Annotated in this window: 9 protein-coding genes; all 9 read right to left on the bottom strand. The window is 69.8% G+C overall.

What is annotated here, in order from left to right:
• Nucleotides 1-31: 31 nt before the first annotated feature.
• Nucleotides 32-589 carry a hypothetical protein gene (locus ASF39_RS05200; RefSeq protein WP_156648401.1) on the bottom strand — a complete coding sequence of 186 codons (558 nt, stop codon included), beginning with the start codon at nucleotides 587-589 and terminating at the stop codon, nucleotides 32-34.
• A gap of 962 nt (nucleotides 590-1551) precedes the next feature.
• Nucleotides 1552-2760 (bottom strand): tyrosine-type recombinase/integrase, encoded by a 1209-nt coding sequence (locus ASF39_RS05190; RefSeq protein WP_056281634.1) that lies wholly within the window; start codon nucleotides 2758-2760, stop codon nucleotides 1552-1554.
• Between the two features lie 436 nt (nucleotides 2761-3196).
• Nucleotides 3197-11653, bottom strand: coding sequence for an ExeM/NucH family extracellular endonuclease (locus ASF39_RS05185; protein ID WP_244472279.1), 8457 nt, complete (start codon nucleotides 11651-11653; stop codon nucleotides 3197-3199).
• Nucleotides 11654-12234: 581 nt separating this feature from the next.
• Nucleotides 12235-12804, bottom strand: coding sequence for a phosphonate metabolism protein/1,5-bisphosphokinase (PRPP-forming) PhnN (gene phnN, locus ASF39_RS05180; protein WP_055880317.1), 570 nt, complete (start codon nucleotides 12802-12804; stop codon nucleotides 12235-12237).
• A complete protein-coding gene (locus ASF39_RS05175; protein ID WP_055880313.1) occupies nucleotides 12804-13946 on the bottom strand; it encodes an alpha-D-ribose 1-methylphosphonate 5-triphosphate diphosphatase in 1143 nt (380 codons plus the stop codon). Before ASF39_RS05175 ends, phnN begins: the two co-directional genes overlap by 1 nt.
• Before the next feature lie 17 nt (nucleotides 13947-13963).
• A complete protein-coding gene (gene phnL, locus ASF39_RS05170; RefSeq protein ID WP_056281630.1) occupies nucleotides 13964-14683 on the bottom strand; it encodes a phosphonate C-P lyase system protein PhnL in 720 nt (239 codons plus the stop codon).
• An 11-nt stretch (nucleotides 14684-14694) separates the two neighbouring features.
• Nucleotides 14695-15468, bottom strand: a complete 774-nt coding sequence (gene phnK, locus ASF39_RS05165) for a phosphonate C-P lyase system protein PhnK (RefSeq protein ID WP_055880306.1) — start codon at nucleotides 15466-15468, stop codon at nucleotides 14695-14697.
• The gene (locus ASF39_RS05160) at nucleotides 15465-16340 is read right to left on the bottom strand and encodes an alpha-D-ribose 1-methylphosphonate 5-phosphate C-P-lyase PhnJ (RefSeq protein WP_056281626.1); all 876 of its coding nucleotides are present in this window, start codon (nucleotides 16338-16340) and stop codon (nucleotides 15465-15467) included. Before ASF39_RS05160 ends, phnK begins: the two co-directional genes overlap by 4 nt.
• The gene (locus ASF39_RS05155; protein ID WP_056281622.1) at nucleotides 16337-17446 is read right to left on the bottom strand and encodes a carbon-phosphorus lyase complex subunit PhnI; all 1110 of its coding nucleotides are present in this window, start codon (nucleotides 17444-17446) and stop codon (nucleotides 16337-16339) included. Before ASF39_RS05155 ends, ASF39_RS05160 begins: the two co-directional genes overlap by 4 nt.
• Nucleotides 17447-17448 lie beyond the last annotated feature (2 nt).

Here is a 17448-nt window from a genome sequence, read left to right as displayed (position 1 = left end):
CTTGCGTGTTTGTGGTCACGGGTGCCGACGTTCAGCAGCGACCGGCGGGCACGGACGTCCCGAGCCAGTCGCCGGGCAGACGCGTCACTGACTTGAAGAACTGCCCGCTCGTGATGCCGACCGGGCGCGTGTCGCCGATGATGGCGAGCACCGGAACGCCGTCTGTCACCTCGCGCAGGCCAGCAACCGTCTCCTCACCAAGGAAGTGTGCCGCCAGCCGGACGAGATCGTCGTGCCGTAACTCGGCACATGGTCTTCGGCTCGTGGTGCCTCGGCTCGTGATGTCTCGGCTGATTTGCCGAGCAAGGGCATTCGCTTGTGCCGGTCGGAACACCGTGCATCCGATGTCGGCGCGCGCCGCCAGAATCTCGCCGATCGGGACATGCGCCGTGGCGTAGCCGCGCTTCGGGTTGGCGTCGGCGAAGATGATGATCGCATCGCCCTCGACCACCATGTCCGCAATCGCGCCGTTCACTAGGACGCCGCTGAGAGGCATCGTCCTAGGATTCGCTAGGATGGCGTCGCAGCAGTAAGCGACGCTGTGCAAGGCAGCGCGGAGGCGCGACAGCTCGCGTTCGTCCAGTTGCATCGCCAGCGAGTCGGCCAAGAACCGCCCAGAAGTTGCGAAGAGCACGTGAGGGAGGCCGCGGCTGATGGAAACTGACATCAGACAGCCCCGATCCATTCGCGCGTGTCGCGGACCCGGTAGCGCGGGCGACCCTCCACGACAGTGATGCGGGGGCCGCGGCCCTGTACGGCCCACTGTTTCAACGCCTGCACCGTGAAGCCGCTGAGGGCCGAGACCTGGTTGCGATCTAAAAGCGCGTCATCAGGCAGACGCCCGAGATCGGGAACGGGCCGCCTATTGGCGGGGGCTGAGGCAACAGACGACATGCAGATCCTCCCGTGCGAGCGCCCGCCCATAGCGGCGCGCATCGCAAATGCGATTGGGTTGGGGATCGGACTGCTTTCAGGATCGCCGGTTCAGCTGTTTTTCACGGGAGCGCAGTCTTCGAGTGCATATTTGGGCCGATACCTGAAGGCTGTCAATGGTGTTTGATGTTAATGCGCGGCCGTAGCGAGTGGGCACACTAGTTGATGAGACATACGACTGACATACATTTGGGCCGATGTGGGTATGATTGTGATCCATTTGATAATTTGTCGGTGACATACATGCCGACGCTATATTGCTGACGCCGCGAGACAATTCGGTTTGGCGCAGGACCTGCGCTGGTCGCATTGTATCTCAACTGAACCGCAACACCCGCCGAGCATGCTGCGCCCATGATGGCTGGTGGGGGTTGAGGTGGCACAGGAACTTTGGACATGCCCCTGCCGGTGCAGCGCCGGCCGCCTCGGGACATACCCAACAAGAACCCCATGAGGGTGCCGCCGCGGCCTTCTCTGGTCGAGGATCCGCGCTCGCGGATGATGCTGGACCCGCACTGTGAGAATTTAGAAGCCCGCTGGGGTGCCTGCGACCCTGCCCTTGGGCAACTTTTTTGGAAGGGTCCCGGAGCCCGGTTTTTTTTTGGCCTTAGGAAGCTATCAGTGTGACTCCGCAGCGGCTTCAAATATCTCTGCCCGAGCCGCCCACCTCTCAAAGGCGTCTCGCAAGCGATCGAGCGCTTCGTCGCGATTATAAATCGCTTCGAGATCAGCCCGAGCGTGGCCGATAGCGAGTTCCGCCGTATCGACGTCGATGCCGAGCCGGGACAGCCCGGTCCTGAACGTCCGCCGGAGATCGTGAAGGGTGAAATCGACGCCGGCCTTCGTTCTCAGCCCGGTCATGAGCTTCGTCCAACCGCTGATTTCGCCGCCGGAGCGCATCGACGGGAACACCAAGTCAGATCGGGCATCGCGGATGCAGCAGCCGAGCAAGCCGCGGAGCTGCGCCGCGATCGGCACCTTGTGCCCGCGGCCCTGTTTCACAAAGACGGCCGGTAAATCGAGAACTTGCGCCCTCTCGTCCACCATCGCCCACGTCAGTCCAGCGCCCTCGCCACGACGACATCCAGTGAGAATGTAGAAGCGGATTAACCGACCGAACGTCGTTGCGGGGTCCGCTGCCTGCCACACCCGGCCGAGCTCAGCATCCAATAAGGCCCTTCCCTTCTCCGTCTTGGCGATCCTGTCTGCACGCGTTGCACGCTCCTTGCGGTGCCCAGCCAACGGGTTCGTGGAGAGAACTTTGGCCGATACGACGCACCACGTGAAGAAGGCCCTGGCATGGGTGCGGAAGCCTTCGGCTGCGCCGGACTGCTTCTTGGCTTGTAGCGCCTCCATGATGGCCGCGAGATCCCGGCCGGTGATGTCCTGAACGTCCCGGGTGAGCAGCCGAGCCATTTTGGTCCGCAGGCTACTCATGACGTCCTTGCGGTTCACGTAGCCACGTCGGACCAAGTCGCGCTCGTATCGATCCAGCAGATCGCACAGCCTCGCTCGGCCTCGCCGCTTCTCCTTGGCTCGCTCGGCGAGCGGGTCCGCGCCCTGCGCGATCCGACCGAGTGCGACTTGGGCCAGCCTGCGTGCATCCGCAACCTTTGCCACCGCACTGACCGTCGCGAGCTTCATTTTCTTCGTGTGGGCGCGTCGGCCCGCACCAGAGGGCCGGTAGGCCAAGATCCAGCTCTTGCCGATCGGCCGGAGGCGAACCCCAAACCCGGCGACGTCGCTGTCCCAGATCACCATGTCGGTGCTGCCGGCCGGCAATTCGGCCCTTATCACGGCAGAGTCGGTCAGCTTAAACTTCTGCATTCCGCGCCTCTTGGGCAGCACATGGGCAGCACGACTCGTATAACCCCGTGACGCCCGCCATACCCAAAGGTATGACAAATTCATTCGATTTAGCAACGACTTAGTTCTTCGCCTATATACCTCCCTTACCCCCCATAACCCTGGTGCGACATTTTTGGTAATGAGGAGGTCGACAGTTCAATCCTGTCCAGCAGCACCACTCTATCGAGAACTCGGTATCGATCGGGGCGATCTGCACCCGCCGCCTGCTTGTTCGGGTGCATTGGTCGTGTAGCCGGGATCGTCCTGCGGGCAGAGTGTAGGACGGCGGCGATCTCGTTTCGCCGGAATGGCTCCGCGCGGCCGTCAGGACCCCCATCGAAAAGCCGCGACTCCTCCGATCGGCGAAAGCGGATGCTCGATCGCGGGCGACGCTCCAGCAGCCACGCGGTCGCCGTCACCATCGTCTTCGGGATCGCATCACTCGGTCCGGTAGCATCACTTGTCCCGGCACTCGGCCCGGCAGGACTCGCCCGGAAACGGAAACGGAAACGGCCGGTCGCACGCCGGACCGGCCGTCTTCGCTGCGACGATGCCGGGCCATGGGAGGCGTCGGCATCGTCCGGATGTCCGGTGGGATCAGCCGATGGTGCCGCCCCCGAAGGWGCATCGGGTTGATCTGCGCGGCGGCCACGTCGCCGTAGGCGGCGAGATAGGCGCTGCTGTCGAAGTCGACCGAGGGGTCGCGGCCCTCGCGCCATCCGAACTGCCCGTAATGGGCGAGGGGGTCGAGGCCGGCCGCGGCCACGTCGGTGTAGGCCGCCAGGTAGCCGTCGGTGTCGAACACCGCGTTGGGGTCGCGGCCCTCGGCGATGCCGTAGGTCTGGTAGTGGTTCCGGGCGAAGGCGAACACGTCGGGCGCGCCGAGGGCGGCGTCGGCGACGTCGCCGTTGGCGAGGAGGTAGTACTCGGCGTCGAAGCCCGCCCGGGCGAGATCGGCCGTGCGTCCCACCGCCTCGTAGACCGTCCGGCCCTCACCCTGGCCGTACTGGAGGTAATGCGCCAGCGGGTTGAGGCCGGCCGCGGCCACGTCCGAATTGGCGGCCAGGTAGCGCTGGGTGTCGAAGCTAGCGCCCGGATCGCGCCCCTCCTTGAAGCCGTAGGTCTGGTAATGGGCGAGCGGGTCGAGGCCCGCCGCCGCCACGTCGCGGTTGGCCGCCAGGTAGCCGTCGGTGGAGAAGAAGGCGTTGGGATCGCGGCCTTCCTCGAAGCCGTATTGCGCGTAGTGGGCATCGGCATCGAGCCCGGCGGCGAAGACGTCGGGGTTGGCGGCGAGGTAGAAGAGGTCGTCCACCAGGGGCGCTCCGTCGCCGGTGACGATGGTGCCATCCGAGAACAGGAACCGCTCGAAGCCGCTGACGGCGTCGCTCCCTTCCGGACCCGTGATGACCTGGACGCCGCCGACCTGGCTGACAGTGACCTCGGAGAAGCGGCTGTTCAGCACGAGGGTGTCGTTGCCGGTGAAGCCGTTGGGAGAGGAGCCGCCCGACAGGATGTCGTTGCCAGGGCTGTTGATGATGGTGTCGTCGCCCTCCCCACCGCTGAGCCTGTCGGCGAAGGCGGTGCCCTCGAGGATGTCGTTGCCGGTGCCGCCCTGGTCGGAGATCCCGCGCTGCAGGACGGTGTCGGCCCGGGCCGAGAGGTTCTGGATGCGGGTGTCGCCGGAGGGGGCGGTATCGGCGAGCCCGAACGGGGTCTCCTGGTGGAAGGCCTTGAGGTACTCGGCCAGGGCGTCCTGCTCCGATCCTTGAGCCGCGAAGGTCTCCGTGTCGGGCAGCGACGCGGCGGTGGCGTCGCGCAGGTTCACCCGGTCCTCGCCGAAGGCGGGGAAGGGGTAGTTGTCGCCGCCCAGCCCCGGTGCCGTGGCGGAGCCGGTGGCCAGGAAGTCGAGGGTGACGACCCGGATCTCGCGGTCGGCGTCGCCCACCACCTGGCCGTTCTCGACGAGGGTGTCGAGGATGTAGCCGTCCTCGTCGATGATCGCGGCCGAGAGGATCCGCTGGCCCTCGCGGGTGACGGTGCCGTTCACGTCCAGGGTCTGCGACTGCCGGGTGGCGTCGAAGGCGAAGCTGACGCCGCCGATCTGCGTGAAGGCTCCGGGCGTCGCGCCCGGCGCCACCCCCGCCACGCCGTGCTCGAGGATCTTCTCGAGCTCACCGGCGGTCACCGTCACCAGCGAGAGGTTGTTGTTGAAGCGCAGGGAGTTGGTGACGTCGAGCTGCGAGATGTCGCCGGCCTGCTTGCCGGCCGCCGGGTTGGCGGCGGGGGGAAGCTCGGCGGTGCCGCCGGCGGTGGCGGCGAAGGAGCCGATCGAGTCGCGGATGCCGCCGCCGTTCTTGATCGAGACGGTGACGGTCTCGTCGTACTGCTTGGCGTACCAGATGTTGGCGTCGGACGAGAGGTTGCCGAGGTTGGTCTCCTCGGTCCGGACCTCGCCGCGGCGGCCTTCGAGGTAGACCGAGGAACGGCCGAGGATATTGCCGTCCTGCTGGCGGATGACGTCGGCCACGCCGAGGGTCTCCTGGACGCCGTCGTTGTTCGCGTCGAGGCCCTCGATCACCTCGCGCACCAGGTAACCCTTGCTGCCGGGGGTGAAGGCGGCCTCGGTCGAGCCGTAGAGTTCGGTCACCGTGGTGTCGTCGACCACCACCGCGCCGCTGGTCTGCGTGCTGATCGAGTCGCGGATGACGTTGCCGGCCTCGTCGAAGGTCACCGTGAGGCGCCCGACGTAGGAGTATTCGCCGTCGGTGTTGACGAGGGCGAGGGTCTGGCCCGAGGCGTTGGTGAAGAACTGCGGGTAGGCCCCGACGGAGACGTCGCCGGGCGCCAGGCGGTCGTCGGCATCGGAGAGCCGGGTGTTCGAGCCGCCGCCGATCAGCACGTCGACGTTGCGCAGGAGCGGGGCCAGCGCCTGCTCGTTCGAGAACTGCTGCAGGTGGGTGCCGACGATGACCTTGTCGATGTCGGGGTTGGCGGCCAGCACCCGGTCGACCTCGGCGTTGATCTGCTCGGCCAGCAGCGGGATGTTGTCGGCCCCGTTGAAGCCGTCCACCGTGACGTTGCCCAGCGAGGAGATCAGCGGGTTGATCTGGGTGGTGGCGCCGACGAAGGCGATGCGCTCGCCGTTCTCGGTGAGGATCGTCGACTTGGCGATGCGGTCGGCGCCCGTGCCGGTGTTGGTCGAGGTCGGGCCGTTGGCGGCGAAGCCCGCGTCGAGGATCTGGGGGGTGAAGAGGCCCGAGAGCGCGGCCTCGCGCGAAAAGTTCAGGTTGGTGGAGAGGTAGGGGAACAGGGCGCCGACCCAGGTGTCGTCGGCGGCGCCGGGCGCCGTGCCGAGGTTGGAGCCGATGATGTTGGCGACCTCGGTGGGGCCTGAGTCGAACTCGTGGTTGCCGAACACCGCCGCCTGGACGCCGATGATGTTCTGGATGGTGATGTCGGCGCGGCCCACCGAGGCGGACAGGCGGCCGTAGGCCTCCGCTCCCGAGAGCCCGAAGAGCTGGTTGTAGACGCCGTTGTAGGTGGCCGCGAGCTGCGGGTCGCCGCCGGCGATGAAGAACGGGCTGGGGATCCAGCCGTCGCCGGTGGAGAGGGTGATCGAGTTCGCGGACTGGTCCTCGAGGCGGTCGACGATGGCGGCGAAATTGGCGGCGCGGCCGATGGCGCCGATCCCGGCTTCCCAGTCGGAGGCATGCAGGATCTGGAGCGTGTAGGTCATCGGGGCGGCGTCCTGTGTGCTGAAGTCGAGCTGATCCTGGGCGAGGCCGGAGAAGGCGTTGCCGGCGGCATCGAGGAGCGTCCCGGGCGGGACGATGACGTCGTAGGAAGCGCCCGCGGCGAGGTCCGCGGCCGGGTCGATCGTCACGGTGGTGCCGGCGATGGTGACCTGGGAGGCGTCGTCGATGGCGATGGTGCGGACGTCGCCGGCCCCGTCGGTCAGCGTGATGCTGCCGCTGCCGGCCCGCACCGCCTCGTTGAAGGTGAGGACGATGGCGGCGCCCACCGCCACTGTGGCGGCACCGTCGGCGGGGCTGGCCGACACCAGGGCCGGTCCGGTCCGGTCGAGGGCGAGCCCGACGATGATCGGATCGTGGTCGGATTCACGGGCCACCACGTCGGCATCGAAGATGTCGGGGTCGCGGCCGAAATCGAGGTTGTAGTCGAGGGCGTCGGCCTCGTCGGCGTTGATGTGCCACTCGGTGACGCCGGTGACCTGGCCGTCGAGGCTGCCGTTGGCGAAGGCGTGGTCGAGGGCGCCGTAGGCCGCGTCGAAGACGTAGGAATACGGGTTGGCGAGGCGGTCCTCGGCGAGGTTGGTGAAGCCGCCCGCCTTGAGGACGTCGAGGGCGTCCTCCTTGATGTAGGCGTTGAAGTCGCCGAGCAGCAGCGTGTCGTCGTCGGTGGTGCCGGTGGGATTGAGGGCGATCCACCGGGAGAGGGCGGTGGCGGCGAGTTCGCGCTGCTGCTGCCAGCTGCCCTGGCCGTCGCCCTGGTCGGCATCGGCGCCGGTGCCGGTGCCGCCCTTCGACTTGAAGTGGTTGATGACCGCCGTGAAGTCCTCGCCGCTCGCGGTCTCCTCGAAGGTCACCGCGAGCGCCGCGCGGCTGGTGTTGGCGCCGTTGAAGATCGCGCCGATGGAGCTCTGCTGCAGCAGGGACGGGTCGAAGGCCGCCACGTCCGCGTCGTCGAGCGTCTCGATGGTGGTGTTCATCGCCACCGAGACCTTGCTCGGCTTGTAGATGAAGCCGACCGCGATCGCGTCGCCGCCGAGGAACTGGCCCTCTGCGAGCCGGTCGCCGGGGTCGATGGAGGCGTAGGTGCCCGCGCCGGCCTTCAGGTTGAGCTGGCCGACGAGGTATTCCAGCGCGTTGCCGGGGTTGGCCGGCTGGAACTGGTTCTCGAGCTCGGTCAGCCCGAGCACGTCGGCGCCGGTGGCGATGAGCGTGTTGACGAGCTTCTCGGTCTGGCGGTCGAACTCGGCGGCGCTGTTGGCGCCGCGGGGCTCGAGGCCGATGGCGGTGTCGGCGCCGTTGGCGTTCAGGGTGCGGAAGTAGTTGAGGACGTTGAGGCTGCCGACCTTGAGGCTGCCGCCCACGTCGTCGGGGGCGGCGGTGCGGGGGTTGGCCTCCACGAAGGTGGTGTCGCCGTCGTCGATGGCCCGCACCCGGTAGGCGTTGGCCGGGCCGTCGCCGAGCACGCCGGTGAGGCCGGTGACGGTGTCGCCCATCCGCGGCGCGGTGGCGGTGGCGTAGCCGGCAAAGCCGTCGAGGTTGTCGATCGGCTGGTTCTGGGTGTTGAGGCCGTCGTCGTAGACGATCGAGCGGGCTGCGCTGGCCGCCAGATAGGCCGCGTAGCCGGCCGCATCCGGCTCGAACGCGTTGGTGTAGGTCTCGATCCGGCCGCCGGCGGCGAGGCGTACCTCGTTGAAGCGGTCGAGGTTGAACTGCTCGGTGATGGTGAGGGTCTGTGGCAGGGTGACGAGCATGCCCTCGTAGGCTTCGAGGTCGGGCTGCTGCGTCGTGCCGGTGCCGATGGTGCCCGCGGCCGGCAGGGTCACGGTGGCGGCCGAGGCCTTCACCTCGGCGGCCGAGAGCGCGCCGGCCTGGACGACCGCGATGCCGGCGGCCGAGGCGACGGTGATCTGGGTCTCGCCGTTGAACTCGGTGACGGTGCCGGTGATGCGGACCCGGTCGCCCTCGGCGACGTCGGCGAGGGCGCCGCCGGTGCCCTCGTAGACGAACACGCCCTCGGAACTCAGGGCATCGCCGTCCCGGTCCGACGCCTCCTCCTGCAGGAAGAACCCGCCGAGGCTGCGCTTGGCGTCGGCGTCGCCGTTCTGGAAGTCGCCGACCACGACCGCCTCGATGGTCACGGTCCGACCCACAAGCGCACTCGCCGCGCCGGTGCCCTGGACCGTGGAGATCAGGGTGACGTCGTCGTTGAGGACGGTGCCCGTGGCGGTGCCGGCGGTGGCGCTCACCGCCGCGGTGACGCCGGGTTGGGTGGTGGTGGCCGTCGTCAGGGTCAGCGCCAGGGTCTCGGCGGCCTCGGGCGTCACGTCGCCCTGCACCGTCACGGTCACGACCGCCGAGGCCGCGCCGGCCGGGATGGTGCCGGCGATCGCCAGCGGCAGGCCCGGATTGCCGGAGAGGTCGTCGCCGGAGACGGGCGCGGTCCCGGTGCCGGTGAGTTCGGCGGTGAAGGCGAGGTCGCCCAGGGTGCCGTTGCTGCGCTGGACGGTGAAGGTGAGGGTGGTGGTGCCCGCGTCGCCCTCCGCGGCGGCGACCGCGAGGGACTCGGCGGCGAAGCCGATCTCCTGGGTGTAGCCCCGGGTGAGGGCGGCATAGACCGTGGCGCCGCCGCCGCCGACCTCGTTGGCCGAGACGACGATGGGGGTGCCGGTGGGGTTGTCGGCCGCCGCGATGAAGGTGAGCACCTCGGGACCGCGATCGGCCGGCCCGTCGACGGGCGGGACGTAGGAGACGTAGCTGGCGGTCTCCGGTTCGGTCACGTCGTAGACGAGGATGCCGCTCTGGCGCTCGAGCCCGACGAAGGCGTAGGTGCGCCCGTCCACCGTCCCGATGGTGACGCCCTCAGGCTCCGGACCCTTGTTGTCCGAGCGGTTGTCGAATTCGAACACCCCGTCGCCGTTCGGCTCCTGGTCGATGTTGAACTGCGCCGCCGCGTCGCGGGCGAAGATCGTCTCGAACTCGCCGCCGGTCTCGCGCACCTTGGTGATCGTCCCGTCCGCGTTCTGGCGGAAGATCGAGATGCCGCGGCCGCCCAGGGTGTTGAGCTGGTCGATGACGCCGTCGCCGTCGGTGTCGCCGGTCTGGCGCAGTACGTTGAGGCGGGCGTAGGCCGGGTCGGCCTTGAGCGCCCGCAGCTCGGGCGTGAGCTGGCTGTCGGGGATGGCGCTGAGGCGCGACACGTCGGCGGTGTTGTCCTCGCCGCCGATGACGCGCTGGTCGCCCTCGTTGGCGGTGACGAAGTAGGTGGTGCCGCCCACCGCGTAGGAGGCGATCGCATCGGGCTGGAGCAGGCCGTAGATCGGCGTGGCCGTGGGGGTGGTGGCGACGGTGACGGCCGGATCGCCCCCGGGGCCGTCACGGTCGGAGGCGTCGAACGCGTTGCCGGGCAGCGAGCGGTCGACGCTGCCGAGGGGCTGGATCGCGATGGGCGCCGTGCCGGGGTTGGCGAGGTCGATCACGGCGACGCCGTTGACCTCCTGCAGGGTGACGTAGGCGAACCGGTTGTCGGGCGAGATCGTGATGTACTCCGGCTCGATGTCGGACGAGGCGGTGTTGCCGGGGCTGATCGCGAGCCCCTTGGCGCGCAGGGCGGCCTCGCTGCCGTCGAGGGCGCCAAAGCCCACGGTGGCGGTGACCGCCGCCGTCGCGGCGCCGGCCACGCCACCCGACACGTCGATGATCGACACGCTGCCGACCGGGTTGCTGGCAACCGTGAACTGCTCGCCCTCGTTGGAGACGAGGAGTTTTTGGCCGTCGCGCGTGAAGACGACCTGGTCGGGGCCGACGCCGACGACGAGGGAGCTGAGGAAGGTTCCGTCGGCGTCGAACAGGGCGACGCGGCCGGGCTGGTCGCCGGCGGCATTGGCATAGGCGATCGCCACGAGGCCGTCGAAGACCGCCACGGAGTTCACCGCGCCGTACTGGTCGAGGCCGGCGAGCAGGATCTCGCCGCTCTTTGCGAGGCTGCCGGTGGCCGAGATCGTCACGATCTCGATGCGGTTCTCGTTGGTGTTCTGCACGTAGAGGCTCGCGGTGGTGGCGTCGTAGGCCACGACCTCGGCGTTCGGGGCGTCCCCGGTGGCGGCGTCGTCGGTGGTGGCGTAGGCGCCCAGCCGCACGAGCTGGAGCGCGTTCGTGGCCACGGGCGCCGCGCCCTGGGTGCCGGTGAGCGAGGGCGCCGCGTCGTACACGGCGATGCCGCCGATGGTCGGCGGGGTCTCGTCGTTGAGGAGGGTGCCCACGGCCTCGCCGTCGGCCACCGTCGCGCCGACCACGTTCGTCACGCTCACCCCGAAGCTCTCGGCCGGCTCGAACACGGTGTCGCCGTTGACCGTCACGGCGAAGGTCGCCGAGGTCTGCCCGGCCGCGATGGTGAGGCCGGTGGCGGCGGCGACGTAGTCGCTGCCCGCGGTGGCGGTCGCGTCGCCGGTGGCGATGTCGAAGGCGACGCCGCCCGCCGGTGCCGGGGCGTCGAGGGACACGGTGAAGACCACCTGCGTCGTGCCGGCATCCCCTTCCGCGATGGCGACGTCGGCCACCGACAGGGCCGGGACCACCGCCGCACCCGCGCTCGTGACGCTGATGTCGTCGATGCCGATCCACTCGTCGTTGCCGAGGGCGTTGGTGGTGATGACGCGCACCTGCACCTGCGGCTGGTTCTCGACCGCGGCGGGCAGCACGGCGGTGACGACGCCGTCCGGCCCGAAGGTGTTCGGGCCCGCGGTGGCGTCGGCGCGGTAGGCGGCCGGCACGTTGACCCAGGCGCCGGTGGTCCCGACCCGGTACTGCAGCGCCACCGCCTGCGCGGCGTTGTCGGCGCCGTCCTCGAGGTCGCGCAGGGTGTAGGAGACGGTGACGTCCCGCCGGCCGGTGGTGTCGAGGTGGATGACGAGGTTGGGCGCGTCGGCCGTCCCTGATCCGGCCAGGGCGACCGTGGGGTCGGACAGCGCGAATTCCGCGACGCCGCCGGTGGAGAAGCCGTTCGGATTGGTCTGGTTGGCGTTCACGTCCACCGTGACCGTGCCGTCCCCGGCGAGGGTCTGCGGGTCGGCGCCGGTCACCGTCGTGATGTCGTCGCCGCGATATCCGACGATGCTCGGCACGCCGGCCCACTCGTCGTTCGTCGTGATCGACCCTGCATTCGACCAATCCTGGATCAGGGAACCGTTTGCCAGAACGTGATAATCGGTTGTCATTGCGGCTCAGATCCGAAGATGGCCGGGGATCAGGGCACGGCGGGCGCGCGGGCATCCAAGTCGGTCAGCCAGCTTCCTTTGAAGAACCATCGGTCTTCACCGGGCCTATAGCCAACCAACGATGGTCGTTTGAGCGCGAATGCCGTGTCTGAACGCAGGCGGCAGTGGGACGTGGCCATTCCGTAGCCACGATTTACGACAGCGCCATGAATACGACGGCGCCATGAATACGACGGCGCCATGAAACGGTCCTGGCGGCGCTGCGCGTGATCGATCGGGACGAGCGTGTCCGACGACGGTCCGGTTGGCCGGGTCATGCCGCCGCCGCGGCTTCGATGGCCCCGGGCGCGACCCCATCCCGAAGCGCCCCGACAGCGGCATCGCCACGGCACCTCGGGATGAGACGGTTTCCGCTTGGATCAAGCGGGAACCGTCTCACCGAGCCCGCGCGGCGCCCGAGGATGACCGACATCCGCGGTGCGAAGCCATCAGACGCAATTCGTGTGGGCACCCGGCCGCGCGCCGGCAACGCACGCGCGCAGATGCACCACGAGGCGGTCGGCCGCACCCTCTGCGTCGGCATCGTTGTGGATCGTGCATTCGGCCTCGATCGGGATCGCGCGGTCGAGGCGGGCGCGCAGGTCGCCGTCCTCGGGGCGGCCGCGGGTCGCAAGGCGTCTGGCGAGAACCTCCGGCGAGGCCGTGACCTGCACGACGCTGACACGGGGCAGGGTGCGGCGCGCCTGCGAAACGATGCGACGGGACACGTTGCAGACGATCCAATGCCCGTCGTCCGCCTGCCTCACGGTCTCGGCGGGGATGGCGTAGCCGAGGCCGTGGGCGCGCCAATGAAGCGCGAAGGCATGCGCTTGCACGCCCATGTCGAAGGCGACGTCGTCGAGTTCGAGGTTGGCCTCGTGGGCGGAGGGGGGCCGGGTGACGAGCCGGCGCGGGAAGACGAAGCGGGGATCCCCCGCGAGGCGGTCGCGCGCCAGCCGCAGCAGGGTATCCTTGCCGGCCCCGCTCGGGCCGACGACGAGGACGAAGCCGCCCGCCATCACACCACCCGCTCGCCCGCACGCCAGACCTGGCGCACCACCGGCACCCCTCGGGCGAGGCGCACGCGGACGAGGTCGGCACGCAATCCCGGTTCCAACCGGCCGCGATCGGTGAGCCCGGTGGCTGTCGCGGGATTGGCCGTCACGGTGGCGATGGCCTCCGGCAGGGTGATGCCCGGGACCCGCTCGGGCAACGCGAAGGCCGCCATCAGCAGGCTCGCCGGTACGTAATCCGAGGACAGGATGCGCAGGGTGCCGGCCTCCGCCAGGGTTTGGGCCGCGACGTTGCCGGAATGCGAGCCGCCCCGGATCAGGTTGGGGGCGCCCATCATCACGGTGATGCCGGCTGCGTGCGAGGCCTCGGCCGCCTCCAGGGTGGTGGGGAACTCGGCGAGCGCCACCGATTCCTCGCGCGAGAGCGCCACGTCGGCCAGGGTGGTGTCGTCGTGGCTGGCCAGCGGAATCCCGCGTTCGCGCGCCAGAGCGACGAGGGCGGGCCGGTTCACCGCGTTGAGGGCGCGGCCGTCGCGCATCTTGCGCTCGGTGTTGAGCTTGATCTCCTCCAGCGATCGACCGCCGCGCCCGGCATAGACGTAGTACTTGGCCACGTCCCGGAACTGGCGCTGGCCCGGCGTGTGGTCCATCAGCGACAGGAGCCCGATGCTGTAGCGCTCCGCGAACGCCCGCACGGTGTCCACCACGTCGGGGCTAGGGATCTCGCAGCGCAGGTGCGTGCGGTGCTCGGCCCGGAACAGGTCCGCCCCTTGCGCCTCCGCCAGGGCGGCGGCGAGGAGCTCCAGTTCGGTGCCCAGCCCGCTGCCGTCCGGGTCGGTGCCGGCGCGCAGGGAATCGAACACCGTGGTGATGCCCGAGGCCGCGATCTGCGCGTCGTAGGCCAGCACCGCCCCGAGGGGGTGCCAGCGCACGCCCGGACGCGGCGCGTAGTGGCTCTCCAGATGGTCGGTGTGGAGCTCGACGAGCCCCGGGACGATGGTGTCGCCGCCGCAGTCGAGGCCGCGCTCCGGGGCCGTGCCGGTGCCGATCTCGGCGATGCGCCCGTCGACCACGGCGAGCCAGCCGGTCTCGACCCGGTCGGGGCGCACCAGGCGCGCGTTCTCGAGGATCTCGACCCGGTCCGTCATGCGTGCGTGTTCCCGTTTCATGCGGCCATCGCCCCGCGAAAGGCCGCGACGTCGACGATGCGGGTCGCCACCGCCTCGCGGACATCGGCGTCGTGGAAGATCCCGAGGATGCCGGCACCCGCCGCGCGCTTCTCGGCGACGAGGTCGACCACCACGGCCCGGTTCCGGGCATCCAGCGAGGCGGTGGGCTCGTCGAGGAGCAGGATGGGCCGGTCGGCGATCAGCCCGCGGGCGATGTTGACCCGCTGCTGCTCGCCCCCCGAGAAGGTGGCGGGCGGCAGCGCCCACAGGCGCTCGGGCAGGTTGAGGCGCGCGAGCAGGTCGGCGGCGCGGGCACGGGCGACCTCCGGCGCCAGGCCCCCCTCGATGCCGGCGGCCTCCACCACGGCGCGGGCGCCGACGCGGGGGATCACGCGCAGGAACTGCGAGACGTAGGCCAGCGTGGTACGACGCAGCCTCAGGATCTCGCGGGGTGCCGCGGCGGCCAGGTCGACGGTGCGGTCGCCGTCGCGGACCCGGATGGCACCCGTGGCGCAGCGGTAGTTGCCGTAGGCCATCTTGAGGAGCGAGGATTTGCCGGCCCCCGAGGCGCCGCCGAGCACGACGCATTCGCCCGGATGGACCGTCAGCGTCGCCCCCGCGACGACGGGGAGCACCGTCCCGCCGCGCAGGTGCAGGGTGAAGCTCTTGGCGACGTCCTGGAAGGCGAGGAGCGGCGGGGTGAGAAGCGGCGTCATGTGGAGCGGCGTCATGCGGCCAGCACCGAGGAGACGAGGAGCTGGGTATAGGCGGCCTGCGGGTCGTCGAGGACCTGGTCGGTGAGGCCGGTCTCGATCACCCGGCCCGCCCGCATGACGAGGACGCGGTGCGAGAGCAGGCGCGCCACGGCGAGATCGTGGGTGACGATGATCACCGCCAGGCCGAGTTCGGCCACCAGCCCCCGGATCATGTCGAGGAGGCGGGCCTGGACCGAGACGTCGAGGCCCGAGGTCGGCTCGTCCATGAGCACGAGGCGGGGTGCGGTCACGAGGTTGCGGGCGATCTGCAGGCGCTGGCGCATGCCGCCGGAGAAGCGCGTCGGCGGGTCGTCGACCCGGTCGGGCGCGATCTCGACGCGGGCGAGCCAGTCGAGGGCGGTGGCGCGGATGCGGCCGTAATGGCGGTCGCCCACACCCATCAGGCGCTCGCCGACATTGCCCCCGGCCGAGACCGCCATGCGCAGGCCCTGCGTCGCGTCCTGGCGCACGAAGCCCCAGTCGGTGCGCATCAGGGCCCGGCGCTCGGCCTCGCTCAGGTCGGCGAGGTCGCGGGTGGCACCGTCGCGCATGCGGTAGGAGACGGCGCCGGCATCGGCCGCGACCTCGCCCGCGATCAGCGAGAGCAGGGTCGACTTGCCGGAGCCCGATTCGCCCACCACCGCCAGCACCTCGCCGGGATCGAGGGAAAAGCCGATGCCGTCGCAGGCGAGGCGCCGGCCGTAGCGCTTGGTCAGCCCCTCGACCGTGAGCAGGGGTTCGGTCATGACGCCTCTCCCGCGTGGCCGTCGGCGCGGCGGGTCTCGCAATGGTCGGTGTCCGAGCAGGCGAACATCCGGCCGCCGGCATCGTCGAGCACGACCTCGTCGAGGTAGACGGCGCGCGCCCCGCAGAGGGCGCAGGGGCGCTCGAAGCTCTGGACCCGGAAGGGATGGTCCTCGAAGTCGAGGCTGCGCACCCGCGTGTAGGGCGGGATCGCGTAGATGCGCTTCTCGCGGCCCGCGCCGAAGAGCTGGAGCGCGGGGCAATCGTCCATCTTCGGGTTGTCGAACTTCGGAGTCGGCGAGGGATCCATCACGTAGCGGCCGGCCACCTCCACCGGGTAGGCGTAGGTGGTGGCGATGTGCCCGTGGCGGGCGATGTCCTCGTAGAGCTTGACGTGCATCAGGCCGTATTCGGCGAGCGCATGGAGCTGGCGCGTCTCGGTCTCGCGCGGCTCGAGGAAGCGCAGGGGTTCGGGGATCGGCACCTGGTAGACCAGCACCTGCCCCTCGGACAGCGGCGCCTCGGGGATGCGGTGGCGGGTCTGGATCACGCTCGCCTCCGCCGTGCGCGTCGTGGTGGCGATCCCCGCCGTGGCGGTGAAGAAGCGGCGGATCGAGACGGCGTTGGTGGTGTCGTCGGCGCCCTGGTCGATCACCTTGAGCACGTCCGACGTACCCAGGATCGCGGCCGTGACCTGTACGCCGCCGGTGCCCCAGCCGTAGGGCATCGGCATCTCGCGGGCGGCGAACGGCACTTGGTAGCCGGGGATCGCGATGGCCTTCAGGATGGCACGGCGGATCATCCGCTTCGTGCCCTCGTCGAGATAGGCGAAGTTGTAGCCGCTGCCGGCGGAGACCGTGACGCGCGCGTTCATTCGGCGGCCTCCCGCTGGACGGGGTCCTCGAGCGCGCGCGCGCCGTGCTCGGCACGCAGGCGCCGGACGAGGTCGAGTTCGGCCTGGAAGTCGACGTAGTGCGGCAGCTTCATGTGCTCGACGAAGCCCGTCGCCTGCAGGCTGTCGCAATGGGCCAGCACGAATTCCTGGTCCTGGGCAGGCACCACCACGGCTTCGCCGAGTTCGGCGGCGCGCAGGGAACGGTCGACGAGCGCCATGGCCATGGCCTTGCGCTCGCCCTGGCCGAAGACGAGGCCGTAGCCCCGGGTGAATTGCGGCGGCACCGGGCCGTTCCCGTGGAACTGGTTGATCATCTGGCACTCGGTCATGTCCACCGAACCGAGGCCGACGGAAAAGCCGAGTTCCTCCGGCGTGACCTCGAGCTCCACCGCGCCGACCCGGATCTCGCCGACGAAGGGGTGGGTGCGGCCGTAGCCGCGCTGCGTCGAGTAGCCGAGCGCCAGGATGAAGCCCTCGTCGCCGCGTGCCAGCGCCTGGAGCCGCACCGCGCGGTCGGCCGGGTAGTCCACCGGCTCGCGGGTGAGGTCGCCGATCGGCGCGCCCAGATCCTCCGGCGAGGGTTCGAGCAGGCCGGCCCGGCCGAGGAGATCGGTGACGCGCGGGCAGGCGGCGGCGTCAGCGGCCGGCTCGGCCTCGGCGGCGGGCTCGGGAGCGGTCCCGTCGCCCAGGGAAAAGTCCACGAGGCGGTGGGTGTAGTCGAAGGTCGGGCCGAGTACCTGGCCGCCGGGCAAGTCCTTGAAGGTGGCGGAGATCCGGCGGCTCAGGGTCATCGCGCCGGTATCGACCGGCTCCGTCGCACCCAGGCGCGGCAGCGTGGTGCGGTAGGCGCGCACCAGGAACACCGCCTCGATCACGTCGCCGCGCGCCTGCTTCAGGGCGAGGGCGGCCAGATCGGGGTCGTAGAGGGAGCCCTCCGTCATCACCCGGTCGACGAGGAGGCGCATCTGCTCGCGGATCTGCGCCACGCTCATGTCGGGCACGGCGGGGTCGCCGCGTCGGGTCTCGGCCAGCAGCCGGTGGGCGTTGTCGATGGCGGCCTCGCCACCCTTCACGGCGACATACATGG

The sequence above is a fragment of the Methylobacterium sp. Leaf108 genome (assembly GCF_001423265.1).
In the GTDB taxonomy this organism is placed as follows: Bacteria; Pseudomonadota; Alphaproteobacteria; order Rhizobiales; family Beijerinckiaceae; genus Methylobacterium.
This window is presented reverse-complemented; position numbering and strand designations above follow the sequence as displayed.

Coding starts and splice junctions, on each gene's coding strand:
- ASF39_RS05200 (WP_156648401.1), bottom strand. CDS start 589: ATGCAACTGGACGAACGCGAGCTGTCGCGCCTCCGCGCTGCCTTGCAC.
- ASF39_RS05190 (WP_056281634.1), bottom strand. CDS start 2,760: ATGCAGAAGTTTAAGCTGACCGACTCTGCCGTGATAAGGGCCGAATTG.
- phnN (WP_055880317.1), bottom strand. CDS start 12,804: ATGGCGGGCGGCTTCGTCCTCGTCGTCGGCCCGAGCGGGGCCGGCAAG.
- ASF39_RS05175 (WP_055880313.1), bottom strand. CDS start 13,946: ATGACGGACCGGGTCGAGATCCTCGAGAACGCGCGCCTGGTGCGCCCC.
- phnL (WP_056281630.1), bottom strand. CDS start 14,683: ATGACGCCGCTTCTCACCCCGCCGCTCCTCGCCTTCCAGGACGTCGCC.
- phnK (WP_055880306.1), bottom strand. CDS start 15,468: ATGACCGAACCCCTGCTCACGGTCGAGGGGCTGACCAAGCGCTACGGC.
- ASF39_RS05160 (WP_056281626.1), bottom strand. CDS start 16,340: ATGAACGCGCGCGTCACGGTCTCCGCCGGCAGCGGCTACAACTTCGCC.
- ASF39_RS05155 (WP_056281622.1), bottom strand. CDS start 17,446: ATGTATGTCGCCGTGAAGGGTGGCGAGGCCGCCATCGACAACGCCCAC.